We start from the raw sequence: 17,149 nt of genomic DNA, 5'->3' as shown, positions 1-17,149 counted from the left end.
GTGCCGGCCCGAACACGGAAGTAGTGGCCTCCGGGTGATGGGAGGCCACTACTTCCGCACGGTGTCCGGACCGGTCAGAGGGTCGCGGTGCAGACCGGGGTCGGGCTGGCGCCGCTGCCCGAGGCGAGGAAGCCGAAGGTGGTCTTCCCGCCGGCGGCCAACGCGCCGTTGTAGTTGACGTTGCGGGCGGTCACCGTCGATCCGCTGCTGGTCAACGTGGCGTTCCACGCCTGGCTGACCTGCTGGCCGCCGGAGTACGTCCAGTTGACCGTCCAGCCCTTGATCGCCGAGGAGCCGGCGGTCACGTCCACCTCACCCTGGAACCCGCCGTTCCAGGTCGAGGTCACCCGGTAGGTGGCCGTGCAGCCACCGGTCGCCGGCGGCGTGGTCGGCGGGGCGGTGGTGGGCGGGGCCGTGGTCGGCGGCGCGGTGGTGGGCGGCGCGGTGGTCGGCGGGGCCGTGGTGGGCGGCGCGGTGGTGGGCGGCGTGGTCGGGTTGGTGCCGCCACCGAAGTCCACGTCACTGCACAGGTAGTACGACTGATCCAGGTGGCTGGCCTGCCACACCGTGTAGACGATGTGCCGACCGGTACGACCCGGCGCGTTCACCGGGATCTGGATCGACACGCCGCCGGTGTCCTTGTCCCACTGGGACGCCGGCGTGTTGCCGATCTGCCCGGCCAGTTCCAGGTTGCCCCAGCCCAGCGGTGTGGTCAGCGAATTGAAGCCCTGCTTGGTGACGTACACCCGGATGTAGTCGGCGCCGTGGCTGGCCTGGTCGAAGAACTTCAGCCGGAAGCTGTTCGCCACCGACGTGGTCTTCCACGCGCCCACGGTGTCCAGGGCGTTGTAGCGGCCGTTCTGGGTGCGTCCGCCGCTGCACAGCTGGCCGTCCGGGATGGCGCCCTGGTGGTTGCCGGCGACACCCTCCCGGAACAGGCCGTTCCAGTTCCACATGGCCTGCGGGTCGGCCTGCCAGGCCTGCCAGCACATCGGGTCCTCGGTGGCCATGCGCGGGTTCTGGAACTCGGCGCCCCAGCGCTCCCAGCAGCTGTAGGCGCGGAATCCCGGGTTCACCACCGCGCCGTGCGCGGACGCCGAGTTGGCCAGGGCGGTGGTGAGCAACAGCGCGATGATCGCGCCGATGGTGAGCAGCGACCCCGCGAGCGCGGTGGGTCGTCTGCGTAGGACGGTGGACATGGAGCCTCCGAGGTAAGGGGTCGATCGATCGACGCCCGGACGGCCGGAAGTTGCCCCTCCCGTGCCTGCTGTGCGGCTCCCACGACGGCTCTGCCTCCGCAGGCTTGCATAGGAAAGCGGTATCCGTCAATCTTTCGGGCTGCTCGCCCCGCCGCGCCGCATGGGCAGGTGGGGGATGCCGTCCTCGACGTACTCCGGGCCGGTCACCGTGAAGCCGTGCCCGGCGTAGAAACCGGCCAGGTGGGCCTGCGCCTCCAACACGCAGGGCCGGTCGCCGACCAGCCGCAACGCCTCGGTCATCAGCCGGCCGGCGAGCCCGCCGCCCCGGGCCGCCGGGGCCACCACCACCCGGCCGATCCGCACCACCCCGCCCGGGTCGGCGAGCAGCCGCAGGTAGGCCCGCACGATGCCGTCGTGGGCCAGCCAGAGGTGCCGGGTGCCGGGTTCGACGTCCCGCCCGTCCAACTCCGGGTACGGGCAGCGCTGCTCCACCACGAACACGTCGATGCGCAACCGCAGCAGGTCGTGGAAGGTGCGTACGTCCAGCTCGGTGAAGCTGGCGACGTGGACGTCGACGGTCTGCGGTGCCATCAGGCGATGGTAGGCGGCCCGCCCGCCCGCCTGACGCGGCAGTGGCGTCAGGTCCCGCAGGGGGGCGGGCCGGGCGGGTGCCGACCGGCGGCGCGGGCCGGGCGGGTGCCGACGACGGGTCAGACCGGGCGGGCACCGACCGCGTCGCGGATCTCCGCGCCCAGGGCCTCCACCGCGCGGGCGCAGTGCGCACAGCAGAAGAACCGGCCGCCGACCTCCACCCCGTGCCCGATGATCTTCACCTGGCAGTGCTCGCAGATCGGCGCGAGCTTGTGCGCCGCGCACTCGAAGGAATCGAAGGTGTGCACGTCACCGCTGACCGTGCGCACCTCGAACGCCATCCAGTAGTCGTTGCCGCAGACCTCGCAGGTAGCCACCCGTCACACCTCTCCGAATCGGACATCTGCCCCCAGGGTGCGACAGGATGGGGGTCGCGCAGGGTGAAATGCCCCGGATCGGTCGGGTCGGACGGCGTTTCGCCCCGGCGTGTCGGGCGTTGGACCCGGTAGGACGCCCGACCCGGAGGATCACGTGATCAAGCGCAGCCTGCTTCTGCTCTGACTGCCCGGCATCGGTCCGGCCCGGTTCGGTTGCTCCGCCTCGGCGTCGGTTCAGCCCTGCTCGGGCTCCAGCCGGATCGACACCGAGTTCACGCAGTGCCGGGTGTCCTTCGGGGTGAAGCCCTCGCCGTGGAAGACGTGCCCGAGGTGGCTGTCGCAGCGGGCGCAGCGGATCTCGGTGCGTACCATGCCGAGGCTGGTGTCCTGGATCTCCCGCACCCGGCCCGGGATGGCGTCGTCGAAGCTCGGCCAGCCGCAGTGCGAGTCGAACTTGGTGTCGCTGGAGAACAGTTCGAGCCCGCAGGCCCGGCAGTGGTAGACGCCCGGGGTCTTCGTGTCGACGTACTCGCCGGTGAAGGGGCGTTCGGTGCCGGCCTCGCGCAGCACCCGGAACTCCTCCGGGGTCAGCCGGACCCGCCACTCGTCCTCGGTGCGGGGCAGTTCGCTCTCGTCAAGACTCACCGGTCAACCGTACGTCGGATGTCGGGGGCATCGCATATGGTCGCGCCATGGCGGCCAGCGGGAAGACGACGGCGACCGAGGTCGAGGTGGCCGGGCGCAGCGTCCGGCTGAGCAGTCCGGACCGGGTGATCTTCCCGGAGCGCGGGTTCACCAAGGCCGACGTCTTCCACTACTACGTATCGGTGGGCGAGGGCATCATGCGCGCGTTGGCCGACCGGCCGACCACCCTGCAACGCTTCCCCGACGGCATCGCGGGGGAGGCGTTCTTCTCCAAGCGGGTGCCCACCCGGGGGGTGCCGCCGTGGGTGCAGACGGTCGGCATCACCTTCCCCAGCGGCCGGGGCGCCGACGAGCTGCGCCCGACCGACCTCGCCCACGTCGCCTGGGCCGCGCAGATGGGCACGGTGGTGTTCCACCCGTGGCCGGTCCGGGCCGCCGCCGTCGACCACCCCGACGAGCTGCGGGTGGATCTCGATCCCCAGCCCGGCACCGACTTCGCCGACGCGGCGACGGCCGCCGCCGAGCTGCGGGGCATCCTCGCCGAGCTGGGCGTCACCGGCTGGCCGAAGACCTCCGGCGGCCGGGGGCTGCACGTCTACCTGCGCATCGCCCCGCGGTGGACGTTCACCGAGGTGCGCCGGGCCACCATCGCGCTGGCCCGGGAACTGGAACGACGTCGTCCCGACCTGGTCACCACCGCCTGGTGGAAGGAGGAACGCGGGCAGCGGGTCTTCGTCGACTACAACCAGATGGCCCGGGACCGCACCATCGCCTGCGCGTACTCGCTGCGGGCCAACGCGCGGGCCACCGTCTCCACCCCGGTCACCTGGGACGAGCTGCCCGACGTCGATCCCGACGATTTCGACCTGCGTACGGTGCCGGTCCGGTTGGCCGGGCGGGGTGACCCGCACGCGGGCATCGACGACGACCCGGTCGACATCACCCCCCTGCTCGACTGGGCCGAGCGGGACGCCGGGCAGGGCCTGGGCGACCTGCCCTACCCACCCGACCATCCGAAGATGCCAGGCGAACCGAAGCGGGTGCAGCCGAGCCGGGCGAAGCGTCCGGCCGACGACGCCACCGGCTGAAATCGGAATGCCGGCGGCGTCGGTGGTGCGGACTGTTCGTCGGTAATCCGAAATCAGTTGCGCGGCATGCCACTCCCACGTGTGAAAATGGCTTTCCTGCGTACTCTTTCCGGTACTGATGATTGCGCTCGACTGGTCATGACGCCTACGGTCGAATATGAAAGGTAGGATGCGCGGACGTCGGCTGCACTCGTGTGAACAGGGCTTATGCCCTCGCTGTCGAGTGTCCGGTCGACTGCTGCCCGGCGGTGACAGTCGATTCGCCGGTCAGTGGCTCCGATTCATCCGACCGGACGCGGGCACCGGACAAGGGAATCACCATGGCGGCCACGACGAGAAGAACGCAGCGGATCGGCGGGGTGCCGGGCCGGCATTCCGTGATCCTCGAATACCTCAAGATCCTGCCGGCCGTGCTCACCGGGGTGGCCGCGGTCCTCGTCGCCCTCACCGGACTGCTGACCCTGCTCGTCAGATAGTTTCCGGCAGTCGGCCGGCAGGCCGTTCCGCATTCGGCTGCGGGGTCGCGTCCCCGGGCCGGCACCCGTCGACCGGCGCGGGGGTGTTCGCGGGTCGGGTAGAGGGTCGGGCCGTCCACGCGAGGAAACGGTCGAACAGTTCCGCCGGGGACGGGGCCGGGTGCGGATTGAGTCGCACCAGATCGGCGGTGGCCTCGAACAACTGGCTGGCCATGTAGATCGACAGTGCCACCAGGTCCCGCCGGTACTCCCTGGTCAGGAGCAGGCGGGCGGGTTGGCAGGGCCAGGGCGCGGCGCATGTCCGGCACCGCCACAGCGGGCGCATCGGCGGATGCCCGCCCACGGGCCGCCGCTGCCGATCATGAACAGGCGAAACGTTCGACGTGGTCACGTCCTCATGGTGTCCCTGTCTGTTGTCTACGTCAATAGTCTCCGTAGTTGTCGGAGTCGAGGGCGGTGCCTGCTGTCATTGTCAACCTGTGGAGCTCGTCGGCGTGTCGGAGATCAGGACGATGCTCGGGAACGTCTCCCGGCAGCGCGCGTCCGTGATCGCCAACCAGCGGAACTTCCCGGAACCCGTGGCGGTGCTGGCGATGGGCAAGGTGTGGCGGAAGGTCGACGTCGAGGCGTGGATCCGCGAGCACCGGCCGGAGCTGGCCACGGACTGATCCCGGCCGGCCGACTGGGATGATCACCTCAATGTCGCTGCTGTTGCGGTCTGTGGCCGCCCTGAGGGCGCAACATCGGCCCACCTGAGTTGATCTCGGTCAGCGTTCGCCCTGATCGCGCAACCTCGGCCCACCTGAGCCGATCTCGGGGTCAGCGGCCGGCGGCGATCGCCTCGACCGCCTCCTTGGCGGTGCGCAGGTCCGTTCCGGTCGCCTCCCGGTACGCCTTGATCGCCCTGATCTTGTCGCCCCGGGCCAGGTGCTCCCGCACCCCGGGCAGGGCCGGGCCCCGGTCCACGACGCCCAGGTGTTCCATGATCAGCCGCTGGCGGCGTTCGATCTCCGTCAGCCGGAACGACACGTCGTCGCGGCGGTTGCGCAGCGGGAACTGCATCACCAGCGCCAGCACGAGGGCGAGAGTCGACAGCATCAGCGCGGTTTCCATGCCGCCGATCACACCAGATCCACGCCTGCGGGCCAACCGGCGGGCCAGGGTAACGATCAAGTAACGGGTGCGAACCTTTCCCACCGGGTCACCGCTCTTGCTCTCCGTCGGCCCGACCCCGGGCCCCGGGGAGGCAACGGATGAAGCTGGTGTGGAGGCGGGCCCGCGAGGCGCGGGGACTGCTGCTCGCGGCGGTCGCCGCCGCAGTGGTCGCGATCGCACTGGTCACCGGGCTGGCCGACTACAACCGGCGGGCCGTCGACGCCGGGCAGCGCGCCCTGATCACCGCCGCGCCCGTCGAGGAACGCAGCCTGCTGGTCAGCGGCTCCGGTGGCCGCGACCGCACCGAGTACGCCACCCGCGACCGGGCCGTCCGGGACGGCTTCGCCACCGCCCTCGAAGGCACCCCGATCCGGGTCTCCGCCGCCCGCTACGGCACCGGCAGGGAACTCACCGGCACCCTCGCCCCGGGCATCCGGACCGGCAAGGAACCGGTCTTCGCCACCCTGGCCACCCTGGACGACCTGGTCGCGCACGCCGACCTCGTCGACGGCGACTGGCCGACCGCCGGGGCCGGCCCGCTCCAGGCCACCCTGCCCGAGAAGGTCGCCGGCGCACTGGGCCTGCGCACCGGCGACCGGGTGCCGATGCGCGACCGCAGCGCCGACCGGCGTACCGAGGTGGTGCTCACCGGCACCTGGCGGCCCCGCGACCCGGCCGACCCGTACTGGCGGCTCGCCCCCGGCCTGGGCACCAACGCGGACGGCGACGCCACGCACGGGCCGTTCGTGCTCGACCCGGCCGACTTCGCGGCCACCTTCCCCGGCTCGGTCTCCGCCGCCTGGATGGTCGCGCCCGACCTGACCGCCGTCGGGGCGGACCGGCTGCCGGCGCTGCGCCGGGCCGTCGCCACCGCCGCGACCGGGGTGCCCGAGACGGCCGGGCTCGGCTCGTCCGCCCAGGCGGTGACCACCCTCGACCGGCTCATCGACCGGATCAGCCGGGCCGACCTGGCCGGCCGCTCGGCCCTGGCCACCCCGCTGCTGCTGATCGTGGTCCTCGGCGGGTACGCGCTGGTGCTGATCGCCGCCCTGCTGCACGAGGACCGGCGCGCCCAGACCGCCCTGCTGCGGGCCCGGGGCGCGGCCCGCCGGCAACTCGCCGGCCTGGCCGCCCGGGAGGCGACCCTGGTGGTCGTCCCCGCCGCCCTGCTCGGGCCGCTGCTCGCCGGCGGGGCACTGCGCCGGGTCGCCGCCGACGGGCCGGTCGACCTCGGCGGTGCCGTCGGCGGCGGCCGGTGGGTCTGGGCGGCGGCCCTGGCCACCGCCCTCGGCTGCCTCGCCGCGATGGTCGCCCCCACCCTGCGCGGGGCGGGCACCTACGTGGCCGACCTGGCCGCCCGGTCCCGCCCCGACCGGGTCACCACCGTCAGCCGGGCCGGACTCGACCTGGCCCTGGTCGCCTTCGCCGCCCTCGCCTGGGTGCAACTGCGCCGCTACTCCTCACCGCTGGCCGGGGCCGGCAACGACCTCGGCGTCGACCCGCTGCTGGTGGCCGCGCCGACCCTGGGGGTGCTGGCCGGGGCGGTGGTGGCGTTGCGGCTGCTCCCGCCGGCCACCCGGTTCGCCGAACGGTTCGTCGACCGGCGACCGTGGACCGCCACCATCTTCGGGATGTGGCAGGCCGGCCGGCGGCCACACGCCGGCCCGGTGCTGCTGCTCGCCCTCGCCGTCGGCGGCAGCACGCTGGCCTGGTCGCTGGTCGCCACCGGGGAACGGTCCCAGGTCGACCAGGCCGACCACCGTATCGGCGCGGACCTGCGGCTGGTCGAACGCACCGGCGTCGCCCCCCTCGACCGGGCCGCCGCGCTCGCCGCGCTGCCCGGCGTCGACCGGGCGCTACCGGCCTGGCGCGACGACATCCGGGTCGGCCGGGACGACCGGCAGGCCACCGTGCTCGGCCTGGACACCGCCCAGGCCGCCGAGGTGGCGAAGCTCAGCGACCGGCTCGCCGACCGGCCCGCGCGGGAACTGTTCGCGCAGTTGACCGCCGCCCGGGGACCGGCCCTCGGGCTGCCGCTGCCGGCCGACGCCCGCAGCCTCACCGGCACCGTGAGCACCCCCGTCGACCAGGCCGTCGCCCCGCACCGGATCGCCGTGTCGGTGCTGCTCACCCGGGCCGACGGGCTGGCCTACCGGCTGCCCGTGGCGCGCACCGGCAGCGACGGGCGGGCCGTCGGGTTCCGGGTCGACCTGCCCGCCGTCGCGGGACTGCGACTCGCCGGGTTCGAGGCCGACGGCGGGGACGTCGCCGGCACCGCGTACGCGCTGAAGGTGCGGGACCTGCGCACCGTCGGCCCGGACGCCCGGTCCACCACGTTCACGCCCACCGGCCGGTGGCGGGTGGCCGCCGCCGAGTCCACCGGGAACAGCACCGCCACCGCCGACGGGGCCGGACTGACCGCCACCCACCCCGTCGGGTTCCTCGACGGCGGCCGGTACGCCTACCAGCCCGCGTCCCGCTTCGCGGTGGTGCCGGACGGCCCGGACACCGCCGTACCGGCCCTGATGACCCCGGCTGTGCGGGCCGCGCTCAACGTCCGGCCCGGGGAGACCGTGCAGCTGACCCTGTCCGGGGTTTCCCTGCCGGTGCGCCTGCTCGGGGAGGTGACCGCGCTGCCCGCCACCGCCGGCGACGGGGTGCTGCTCGACCTGCCCGCCGCCACCGACTGGCTGATCCGCAACTCGGGCACCGTCCGGCCGGTACCCGAGTGGTGGCTGCGGACCGACCCCGCCGCCCACGCCGAGGCGTCCCGGGCCGCCGCCGCACTGCCCGGCACGACCCTGCTGGACCGCCGGCAGGCCGCCGCCGTGGCCGCCGACGACCCGTACTGGCAGGGGGCCCGGACCGGGCTGCTGGCCGCCGCCCTCGGCTCGGTGCTGCTCGCCCTCGTCGGCCTGGTGGTCGACGTGTGGGCCACCGCCCGGCACCGGATCGGTGAGTTCTCGGTGCTGCACACCCTCGGCGCGTCCCCCCGGCTGCTGGCCCGCGCGCTGCTCGCCGAACAGACCTTCCTCGCCGGGATCGGTGTCGGCGTCGGCCTGCTGCTCGGCGCGGTGGTCGGAGCCACCATGGCACCCCTGGTGATCCTCACCCCGGCCGCCGGGCGACCCGTGCCCGCGCCGGCGTTCGCCCTGGCCTGGGCCCCGATCGGGTGGACCGTGGCGGGGCTGCTGCTGGCCGCGCTGGCCGGCAGCGCGGCGATGGCCACCGGGCTGCGGCAGCGGGTCGCCGCCGCCCGGCTGCGCACCGGAGGAGACCGGTGACGACCACGACGACCGGACCGCTGCACCACGGGGAGGACCAGCGATGAACATCGGCGTCGTGATCCGTCGGGTACGCGCCCACAGCGGGCAGTTCCTGCTGCTGGCCGCGCTGACCCTGGTGATCGCCCTGCTGGTCGCCGGGGTGCCGAGGGTGGCCAACCGGCTGGCCGACCAGGGGCTGCGGGAACACCTAGCCGCCGAACCCGGCGCCCGCCGCGACCTGACCTGGACCACCCGTCCCGTCGTCGATGCGCCACCGGCCAGCAGCCGGGCCGCCGACCTCGACACGTTCCAGCAGCGGATGCCCGCCGACGTGCGCGCCGCCGTGGCGCACCGCTGGTACGCCGCGCAGACCCCCGGTGACCTGGTCACCGGCCCCGACCTGGCCCGGGGCAACTACCTGGTGCAGTTGGGCCTACGCGCCACCCCCGGCATCGAGACGACCGGCACCCTGGTCGAGGGGCGCTGGCCGGCCGTCCCACCCGACGACGACGCCCCGGTGCAGGTCGCCCTCGCCGCCGACGTCGCCGGCCGGTTCGGGCTGCGCGTCGGCAGCCGGCTCCGGCTCGCCGCCCCCGACCCGCAGCACCCGTCCACCCCGCTGACCGTGGTCGGCCTGTTCCGTCCCGTCGACCCCGCCGACGGAAGCTGGGACGCCCTGCCGTCGGTGCTCCAGGTCGGCGAGCCGGAGGGCGACGGTCAACCCTTCATCCTGGTCGGGACGGTCGCCGTCGCCGCCCTGGACCGGCTGGCCGGGCAGGGGCGGCCGATCTCCTTCACCTGGCGCTACCGGCTCGGCGCGGACGGCATCGACGTGCGGCGCATCGACCAACTCGTCGACGGGGTGCAACGGCTGGTCCGCGCCAGCACCGCCACCGACACCGAGTTGACCCAGGGCGTCGACGTCCCGCTGCGCGAATTCAGCCGGGCGGTCACCTCGGCGCGTACCCTGCTCGCCGTCATCGCCGCCGGGGTGCTGGCGACACTCGCCGGGCTGGTCGTGCTGGCCGCCGCGCTGGCCGTACGCCGCCGCCGCGCCGAGTTCGTGCTGATCCGCGCCCGGGGCGGCGGGGCCACCACCGGACTGCGCCGCAGCCTCGCCGAGTCGCTGCTGGTCGTCCCGCCCGCCGCCGGGCTCGGCTGGCTGCTCGGTGGCCTGCTGCCCGGTGCGCCAGGTGGCACCGGGCCGCTCGCCGTGGGTGCGACAGTGCTGGTCACCCTGGCGCTGCCGGTGGCGACGCTGGCCGTACCGTCCGGGGTGGTCGGGCGGCGGGACCTGGGCCGGCTGCGGCCGTCCGCCCGGCGGGCCACCACCGAGGCCGCGCTGGTGCTGCTGGCCGGGCTGGCGGTGCTGCTGCTGCGGCGGCGCGGCCTCACCCCCGGCACGGTGGACCCGCTGCTGGTGTCGGTGCCGGCGCTGGTCGCGGTCGCCGCATCGGTGCTGGCGCTGCGGCTGTACCCGTGGCCGGTGCGGCTGGCCGGGCGGCTCGCCGCGCGTACCCGGGGAAGTGTCGCCTTCCTGGGCACGGCCCGCGCCGGCCGGGCGGCGGCGGCCACCCCGCTGGTCGTGGTGGTGCTCGCGGTCGCCACCGCCGCGTTCTGCGCGGTGGTCGCCACCGGCATCGAGGACACCCGCGACGACGTCGCCACCCGGGCGGTGCCGGCGGACGCGCTGATCCGGGGCGACCGGCTCGCCCCGGACACCGGGCCGGCACTGGAGCGGCTGCCCGGGGTGCGGGCCGCCACCGGACTGGTCGACGAGTCGGCGCAACGCCTGGCCACCGATGCCCTGGGCACCGACGCCCGGCTGCGCGACACCAGCGTGCTGCTGGTCGACGGCCCCGGCCTGGCCCGCACGGCACGGGCCGCCGGCCGGGACGTCCCGGTGCCCGGCCCGCTGCGCGACGCCCGGCCGGGCGACGGCCCGCTGCCGGCGGTGGTCTCCCCGGCGGTCGCCGCCGACCTCGCCGACGCTGGCCTGCGGTCCGCCTTCGTCACCGTGCAGGGCCAGCGGTACGAGTTCGTCCCCGCCGGCACCGTCGCCGACTTCCCGCTGGCCCGGCCCAACACCAGCCGGTACGTGGTGCTGCCGTGGCAGGCGCTGCCCCGGCGGGACAGTCCGCCGGTGCCCACCGGGTTCCTGGTGGCCGGCGACCGGCTCGACGCCGGGGCGCTGCGCCAGGCCGGGGACGAGGGTCAGCAGCGCTACCAGACCGGCGGCGCGGTCACCGGCCGGGAACGGCCCCGGGGCGTGGCGGTGCAGACCTGGGCGCAGACCCGGCTGCGGTTGGGTGGCGGCGGTGCCAACGGGCTGCTGGCGTTCGGGTTCACCACCGGTGCGGTGGCCGGTGCGGTGCTGGCGCTGCTCGCGGTCGCCTTCACCGTGCTGGCCGGGGCCCGCGCCCGGGGCGAGGTGCTGTCCCGGCTGCGCACCCTCGGGCTGTCCCGCCGGCAGTGGCGGGGGCTGCTGCTGGTGGAGCTGGCCCCGCTGGTCGGGGTGTCGGTGCTGACCGGCGCGCTGGTCGGGGTGCTGCTGCCGGTGCTGCTCACCCCGCTGCTCGGTCTCGCCGCGTTCACCAGCGGCACCCCGGTGCGGGTGGGCTTCGCCCCCGGCACGGTCGCCGCCACGGTCGGACTCGGCGCGGTCGCGCTGGGCTTCGCCCTGGCGGTGGAGGCCCTGAACAACCGTCGGATGCGCCTCGGCGAGGTGCTCCGGCTCGGAGAGGAGAGCTGAGATGACCACGACCGCCCCGAACCCCGTCGTCCCGGACCTGGCCGACCTGCAACGCCGGGCGGCGCAGCGGGCGGCCGAACGGGCCGGCGGGCAGGACCGGCTGCGCGGGCACATCGTCTGCGACGGGCTGGTCCGGATCTTCAAGACCGAAGGGGTCGAGGTGGTCGCCCTCCAGGGGCTCGACCTGGTGATCGACCGCGGTGAGCTGGTGGCGATCGTCGGGGCCTCCGGTTCGGGCAAGTCGACCCTGCTCAACATCCTCTCCGGGCTGGACACCCCGACCGCCGGCATCGCCCGGGTCGCCGAGTACGACCTGCTGTCGCTGTCGGCCCGCCGCCGGTTGGCCTACCGGCGACGCACCGTCGGGTTCGTCTGGCAGCAGACCGGCCGCAACCTGCTGCCGTACCTGACCGCGCGGGAGAACGTGGAACTGCCGATGCGGCTGGCCCGGCGCGGTGGGGGCGCACGGGCCCACCGGCAGCGCGCCGGGGAACTGCTGGACCTGGTCGGAGTGGGGTACTGCGCGGACCGGCGACCGGGTCAGCTCAGCGGCGGTGAACAGCAGCGCTGCGCGGTGGCGGTGGCGGTCGCCAACGACCCGGAGGTGCTCTTCGCCGACGAGCCGACCGGGGAACTGGACGAGGCGACCGGCGCGGAGGTCTTCGCGGCGCTGCGCACCATCAACGCCGAACTGGGGGTGACCGTGGTGGTGGTCACCCACGACCACGCCGTCGCCGACCAGGTCCGCCGCACCGTCGCGATCCGCGACGGCCGGACCGCCTCCGAGGTACGCCGCACCACGCGCATCGGCGTCGACGGCAGCACCGAACTGGTCAGCGAGGAGTACGCGGTGCTGGACCGGACCGGCCGGATGCAGCTACCGACGCCGTTCGTGGAGGCCCTGGCCCTGCGCGACCGGGTCCGCCTCGACCTCGCCCCGGACCACGTGCAGGTCCGCCCCGGCGACCGGACGCCACAGCAGAACGGGAGTGACGCATGAGCGAGCAGGTCCCCGCCGTCCGGTCCGCCGGGGCGGTCACCGACGAGGTGGTACGGGTCGAGCAGGTGAGCCGGACGTTCGGCCGGGGCCGGCACGCCGTGCACGCCGTCCGCGAGGTCTCCTTCACCGCCGCCCGGGGCGAACTGGTGGCGGTGCGGGGGCGTTCCGGCGCCGGCAAGACCACCCTGCTCAACCTGGTCGGCGGGCTGGACCGACCGGACGCCGGCCGGGTCCGGGTGGCCGGGCACGACGTCACCGACGCCGGTGAGGACGAGCTGTTGCGGCTGCGCCGGGGGACGGTGGGCTTCGTGTTCCAGACCTTCGGGCTGGTGCCGATCCTGTCGGCGGCGGAGAACGTCGGGGTGCCGCTGCGGCTGGCCCGGGTCCCGGCGGCGGAACGCGAGGAGCGGGTGGCGGTACTGCTGGAACTGGTGGGTCTGGGCGCCCACGCCCGACAGCGCCCGTATGAGCTGTCCGGCGGGCAGCAGCAGCGGGTCGCCGTGGCCCGCGCCCTGGCCAACGAACCCGACCTGCTGATCGCCGACGAGCCGACCGGCCAACTCGACTCCGAGACCGGCCGGGCGATCATGGATCTGCTCCGCGCGGTGGTGCACGCCCGGGGGATGACCGCCCTGGTCGCCACCCACGACCCGGCGCTGATCGAGGTGGCCGACCGGACGCTGACCCTGCGCGACGGCCGCCTGGCCGACGACTGACCCTGTCAGAGGGGGAGTTTCATGCCCTCGTGGCTGGCGACGAAGCCGAGGCGTCGGTAGAACCGGTGCGCGTCGGCGCGGGACTTGTCGGTGGTGAGCTGCACCAGCCCGCAGCCCCGCTCGCGGGCCCGGTCGATCGCCCAGCTCATCATCGCCTCACCCACCCCCTGCCCGCGCAGGTCGGCGCGGACCCGCACCGCCTCCACCAGCGCCCGTTCCGCACCGTGCCGGCCCAGCCCCGGGATGTAGGTGAGCTGGAAGCAGCCGACCACCTCCCCGTCGCGCTCGGCCACCAACTGCTGGTTGCGCGGGTCGGCGGTGATGGCGGCGAACGCCCGCTCGTAGGCCGCGTCCACGGTGTGGTGCTCGCGGGCCCGGCCGAGCACGTCGTCGGCGAGCAGGGCCAGGATGGCGGGCAGGTCGGCGCGGACCGCCTCGCGCAGGGTCACCTCGGTCACGCCGGGCAGCCTGCCACAGCGACCCTTGTCGATCGACGGGCGGAGGTGGCGGACGGGGTGCAGCATGATGCGACATGGAGCCGTTGCTGCTGCCGTTCCGGTGGATCTACCGGGGTCTGGTGTACTTCGCCAACTCGCCCCGGACGCTGATCGCGTCGTACCTGCTGATGATCGTGGTGGCCGGGGTGATCTACGGCCAGGTGGAGCACCGCAGCGCCGCCGACGCGGTCTGGTGGGCGGTGGTCACCGCCTCCACCGTCGGGTACGGCGACATCTCGCCCACCACCTGGCCGGGACGCGTCCTGGCCGCGCTGCTGATCTCCACCATGGTGCTGCTGGTCATCCCCCTGATCACCGCGCACTTCGCCAGCCGCCTCATCGTTGACGACGACGCGTTCGAGCACGTCGAGCAGGAGGAGCTGAAGAACGACGTGCGGCGGATGCGGGCCCTGCTGGAGGAGTTGGCCGCCCGGCAGGGCATCACGCTGCCGGAACTGCCGCCGCCACCGGCCCCACCGGACCACGCGACCCTGGTCCGGCAACGGCTACGCGGACGCCGCAACCGCCGCTGACCCGCCGCCCGCCTGGTCCGGCGTCGACCCGCCCAGGGGCCTGCCGTCGTCGGTCAGCGGGCGGGGCAGCGCAGCCCCTCCCGGGGCACGGTGAGCGAGATCAGGTAGGCATCCACCGCCTCGGTGATGCAGGCGGTCTGCGGATAGGCGGTGTGCCCCTCGCCCTCCCAGGTGAGCACCCGCCCGACCCCCAGCATGTCGGCCAGCCTGGCGGTCTGCTCGTACGGGGTGGCCGGGTCACCGGTGGTGCCCACCACCACGATCGGCGGAGCGCCGTCGGCCCGGCCGGTCGGGTACGGGTCCCGCCCGCCCGGCCACTCGACACACCCGAACATGCCCACCGCCAGGGCCGGCCCGAACAGCGGGTACTTCTGCCGCCACTCGGACTGCAACCGGCGGATCTGGTCGACGCTGGGCTTCTCGGTCTCGTCGGCGCAGTTCACCGCCAGATTGGCGTCGAAGAGGTTGGAGTAGTGCCCGTCCTCGCCCCGCCCGGCGTACGAGTCGGCGAGCCTGAACACGTCGGTCGGGTCACCCTCGTCGAGGCGGTCGATCGCGCGGGCCAGCTCCTCCCAACCCGACTCGGTGTAGAGCGAGGAGATCACCGCGTAGAAGACCCACCCGGAGGTGGCCTCCCGTCCGTCGGTGCCGCGTACCGGGGAGACCTTCGCCTTGTCGATCGCCGAGGTCACCGCGCCCCGGGCGTCCGGCGCGACCGGGCAGCGGCCGGCGTTCGTCGCGCACCACCTGTCGAAGTTGTCGAACGCCCGCTCGAAGCCCCGGGCCTGGCTCTCCGACCCGGCCACCAACTGCTGCCGGGGGTCCACCGCGCCGTCGAGCACCAGCGCCCGGACCCGCTGCGGATAGAGCTGCGCGTAGGTCGCGCCGAGCAGGGTGCCGTAGGAGTAGCCGAGGTAGGTGAGCTTGTCGTCGCCGACGGCGGCCCGGACCGCGTCCATGTCCCGGGCGGCCTGCTCGGTGCCGTACAGCGGGAGCTGGTCGCCGTAGCGGTCGCCGCAGCCCCGGCCGATCCGCCGGTTGAGCGCCTGGTAGCCGTCGAACGACTGCTGGCTGCGCGGATCGGGGTCGTAGCCGAAGCTGGCGTCCAGGTCGGCGTCGGAGATGCACTTGACCGGGCTGGACCGGGACACCCCGCGCGGGTCGAAGCCGACGATGTCGAACCGGTCGGTGACCGCCGTGGGCAGCCCTCCGAACGACGGCCCGAACGACAGGTAGACGGCGGTGTCCACGCCGGACCCGCCCGGCCCGCCCGGGTTGATGACCAGCGACCCGATCCGGTCCCGCTGCTTGGATGAGCGGACCCGCAACAGCGCGATCTCGAAGGTCTCGCCGCTGCCCGGCCCGGCGGTCGCCCCCGTGCCGGTGCCCCAGTTGCGCGGCACGGCGATCCGGGCGCACTCGTAACGCATGCCCGGGGCACCCCGGCCGACCAGATCCTGGGCGACCTCGGGACAGGGCCGCCAGGTCGGTGCGGTGCCGGCCTGCGCCGCCGCCGAGTCCTCGGTACGCGGGGCGAACGCCGGCAGGGTGCACCCGGTGACGAGCAGTGCGCCCGCGACGAACCCGGCCAGGGCGAGCCGGAACCGGCGGTTGCGGCGGGCGGTGCTGGTCACCGGCGAACCTCCATGATCGGGGTAGCAGTCAGGCTACGCCGGGGTGTCGCCGGCCGGCGGCACGGTCACCGCCGGATCACCCCGGAGCACCTGGTCGACGTCGAAGCGCACCGGACGGTCGAGCTGGTCGTAGCGGCAGGACCGGGGATCGCGGTCGGGCCGCCAGCGGACGAACCGGGCGGTGTGCCGGAACCGGTCGCCCTCCATCGCGTCGTAGCCGACCTCTACCACCAGCTCGGGCCGCAGCGGCACCCAGTCGAGGTTCTTGTCGCCCGTCCACCGGCTGACCCCGCCGGGGATGCGCTGGCCGCGCTCGTGGTCGCCGTGCGCCCACGGGTGCTCGCCCGTGCCCTCCCGGTAGGGGGCCAGCTCGTCGAGCAGCTCCTGCCGGCGGGCCATGGTGAACGAGGCGCTCACCCCGACGTGGTGCAGCACCCCGGCATCGTCGTAGAGGCCCAGCAGCAGCGAACCGACCACCGGCCCGGACTTGTGCCAGCGGAACCCGGCCACCACCACGTCGGCGGTCCGCGCGTGCTTGACCTTGGCCATCAGCCGCTTGCCCGGCTGGTAGGGCAGGTCGGCCGGCTTGACGATCAACCCGTCCAGGCCGGCGCCCTCGAACACCTCGAACCAGCGCCTGGCGGTCTCCGGGTCGGTGGTGACCTGGGTGACGTGCACCGGCGGCCGGACCCCGGACAGCGCCCGCACCAGGCGCTCCCGCCGGGCCGGGTAGGGCTGGTCGACCAGCAGCTCGTCGTCGAGGGCGAGCAGGTCGAAGGCGACGAAGTCGGCCGGGGTCGTCCCGGCGAGCAGGGCGACCCGGGAGGCGGCCGGATGGATCCGCTGGGCGAGCTGTTCGAAGTCGAGCCGGGGCTGCCCGCCCGGACCGTCACGCCGGATCACGATCAGCTCGCCGTCGACCGCGCACCGCTCGGGCAGCTGCGCCCGGACCTGCGCCACCACCTCGGGGAAGTAGCGGGTCATCGACTTGCCGCCCCGGCTGGCCAGCTCGACCTCGTCGCCGTCGCGGAACACGATGCAGCGGAAGCCGTCCCACTTGGGCTCGTAGGTCAGGCCGGGATCGGTGGGCAGGCGGGCCACGCTCTTGGCCAGCATCGGCTCGACCGGGGGATTGATCGGCAGGTCCACGGCGACAGTCAACCAGACACCACCGACAGTGGTGAGGCGGATCACCGTGGGTGCCCGGTCCGGCGTGTCCC

16 protein-coding genes and 1 pseudogene are annotated in these 17,149 nt (G+C 74.3%); 8 read left to right on the top strand and 9 right to left on the bottom strand.

From position 1 onward, the window contains the following. Nucleotides 1-74: 74 nt before the first annotated feature. The 4 genes from ACWCHM_RS19295 to msrB form a co-directional block, all read right to left on the bottom strand. A complete protein-coding gene (locus ACWCHM_RS19295) occupies nt 75-1,199 on the bottom strand; it encodes a lytic polysaccharide monooxygenase auxiliary activity family 9 protein (RefSeq protein ID WP_454219272.1) in 1,125 nt (374 codons plus the stop codon). A 126-nt stretch (nt 1,200-1,325) separates the two neighbouring features. Continuing rightward, nucleotides 1,326-1,790, bottom strand: a complete 465-nt coding sequence (locus ACWCHM_RS19290) for a GNAT family N-acetyltransferase (protein WP_454219271.1) — start codon at nt 1,788-1,790, stop codon at nt 1,326-1,328. A 119-nt stretch (nt 1,791-1,909) separates the two neighbouring features. Beyond that, on the bottom strand, nt 1,910-2,167 hold the full coding sequence (locus ACWCHM_RS19285; RefSeq protein WP_204957057.1) for a Prokaryotic metallothionein: 258 nt from the start codon (nt 2,165-2,167) through the stop codon (nt 1,910-1,912). A 234-nt stretch (nt 2,168-2,401) separates the two neighbouring features. Beyond that, nucleotides 2,402-2,812, bottom strand: coding sequence for a peptide-methionine (R)-S-oxide reductase MsrB (gene msrB / locus ACWCHM_RS19280; protein WP_420115471.1), 411 nt, complete (start codon nt 2,810-2,812; stop codon nt 2,402-2,404). Nucleotides 2,813-2,859: 47 nt separating this feature from the next. Here msrB and ligD point away from each other — a divergent pair, with 47 nt between their 5' ends. Both ligD and ACWCHM_RS19270 read left to right on the top strand, forming a co-directional pair. Then, the gene (gene ligD / locus ACWCHM_RS19275) at nt 2,860-3,900 is read left to right on the top strand and encodes a non-homologous end-joining DNA ligase (RefSeq protein ID WP_204957059.1); all 1,041 of its coding nucleotides are present in this window, start codon (nt 2,860-2,862) and stop codon (nt 3,898-3,900) included. A gap of 320 nt (nt 3,901-4,220) precedes the next feature. Beyond that, entirely contained in the window at nt 4,221-4,376 is a 156-nt protein-coding gene (locus ACWCHM_RS19270; RefSeq protein WP_158224222.1) for a hypothetical protein, read from the top strand. A 112-nt stretch (nt 4,377-4,488) separates the two neighbouring features. On the opposite strand, the pseudogene ACWCHM_RS19265 reads toward ACWCHM_RS19270, so the two are convergent. Next, nucleotides 4,489-4,701 (bottom strand): annotated as a pseudogene (locus tag ACWCHM_RS19265) (hypothetical protein); the annotation flags it as partial. 154 nt (nt 4,702-4,855) lie between these two features. On the opposite strand from ACWCHM_RS19265, the gene ACWCHM_RS19260 reads away from it, so the two are divergent. Continuing rightward, the gene (locus ACWCHM_RS19260) at nt 4,856-5,044 is read left to right on the top strand and encodes a hypothetical protein (protein WP_204957060.1); all 189 of its coding nucleotides are present in this window, start codon (nt 4,856-4,858) and stop codon (nt 5,042-5,044) included. 151 nt (nt 5,045-5,195) lie between these two features. On the opposite strand, the gene ACWCHM_RS19255 is transcribed toward ACWCHM_RS19260, so the two are convergent. Beyond that, nucleotides 5,196-5,489 carry a hypothetical protein gene (locus ACWCHM_RS19255; protein WP_204957061.1) on the bottom strand — a complete coding sequence of 98 codons (294 nt, stop codon included), beginning with the start codon at nt 5,487-5,489 and terminating at the stop codon, nt 5,196-5,198. A 140-nt stretch (nt 5,490-5,629) separates the two neighbouring features. On the opposite strand from ACWCHM_RS19255, the gene ACWCHM_RS19250 reads away from it, so the two are divergent. From ACWCHM_RS19250 to ACWCHM_RS19235, 4 genes are read left to right on the top strand one after another with little or no spacing between them, the layout of a single operon-like run. Then, nucleotides 5,630-8,815 (top strand): FtsX-like permease family protein, encoded by a 3,186-nt coding sequence (locus ACWCHM_RS19250; RefSeq protein WP_454219269.1) that lies wholly within the window; start codon nt 5,630-5,632, stop codon nt 8,813-8,815. Nucleotides 8,816-8,858: 43 nt separating this feature from the next. Next, nucleotides 8,859-11,549 carry an FtsX-like permease family protein gene (locus tag ACWCHM_RS19245; protein ID WP_454219267.1) on the top strand — a complete coding sequence of 897 codons (2,691 nt, stop codon included), beginning with the start codon at nt 8,859-8,861 and terminating at the stop codon, nt 11,547-11,549. Between the two features lies 1 nt (nt 11,550). After that, entirely contained in the window at nt 11,551-12,549 is a 999-nt protein-coding gene (locus tag ACWCHM_RS19240) for an ABC transporter ATP-binding protein (protein ID WP_454219266.1), read from the top strand. Then, nucleotides 12,546-13,265, top strand: a complete 720-nt coding sequence (locus ACWCHM_RS19235; protein WP_454219264.1) for an ABC transporter ATP-binding protein — start codon at nt 12,546-12,548, stop codon at nt 13,263-13,265. Before ACWCHM_RS19240 ends, ACWCHM_RS19235 begins: the two co-directional genes overlap by 4 nt. Before the next feature lie 5 nt (nt 13,266-13,270). Here ACWCHM_RS19235 and ACWCHM_RS19230 read toward each other — a convergent pair whose 3' ends face one another. Then, the gene (locus tag ACWCHM_RS19230) at nt 13,271-13,714 is read right to left on the bottom strand and encodes a GNAT family N-acetyltransferase (RefSeq protein WP_372445913.1); all 444 of its coding nucleotides are present in this window, start codon (nt 13,712-13,714) and stop codon (nt 13,271-13,273) included. 83 nt (nt 13,715-13,797) lie between these two features. Here ACWCHM_RS19230 and ACWCHM_RS19225 point away from each other — a divergent pair, with 83 nt between their 5' ends. Then, nucleotides 13,798-14,295 (top strand): potassium channel family protein, encoded by a 498-nt coding sequence (locus ACWCHM_RS19225; protein ID WP_204957068.1) that lies wholly within the window; start codon nt 13,798-13,800, stop codon nt 14,293-14,295. 53 nt (nt 14,296-14,348) lie between these two features. Here ACWCHM_RS19225 and ACWCHM_RS19220 read toward each other — a convergent pair whose 3' ends face one another. After that, complete coding sequence (locus ACWCHM_RS19220; RefSeq protein ID WP_454219263.1) at nt 14,349-15,929, bottom strand: alpha/beta hydrolase; 1,581 nt, start codon at nt 15,927-15,929, stop codon at nt 14,349-14,351. Nucleotides 15,930-15,962: 33 nt separating this feature from the next. Further along, on the bottom strand, nt 15,963-17,078 hold the full coding sequence (locus tag ACWCHM_RS19215; protein WP_204957336.1) for an ATP-dependent DNA ligase: 1,116 nt from the start codon (nt 17,076-17,078) through the stop codon (nt 15,963-15,965). Between the last annotated feature and the right edge of the window lie 71 nt (nt 17,079-17,149).

Source organism: Micromonospora sp. SCSIO 07396, from assembly GCF_053667945.1.
Note: the sequence above shows the minus strand (reverse complement) of the source record. Positions and strands in the feature narration are given on the sequence as shown.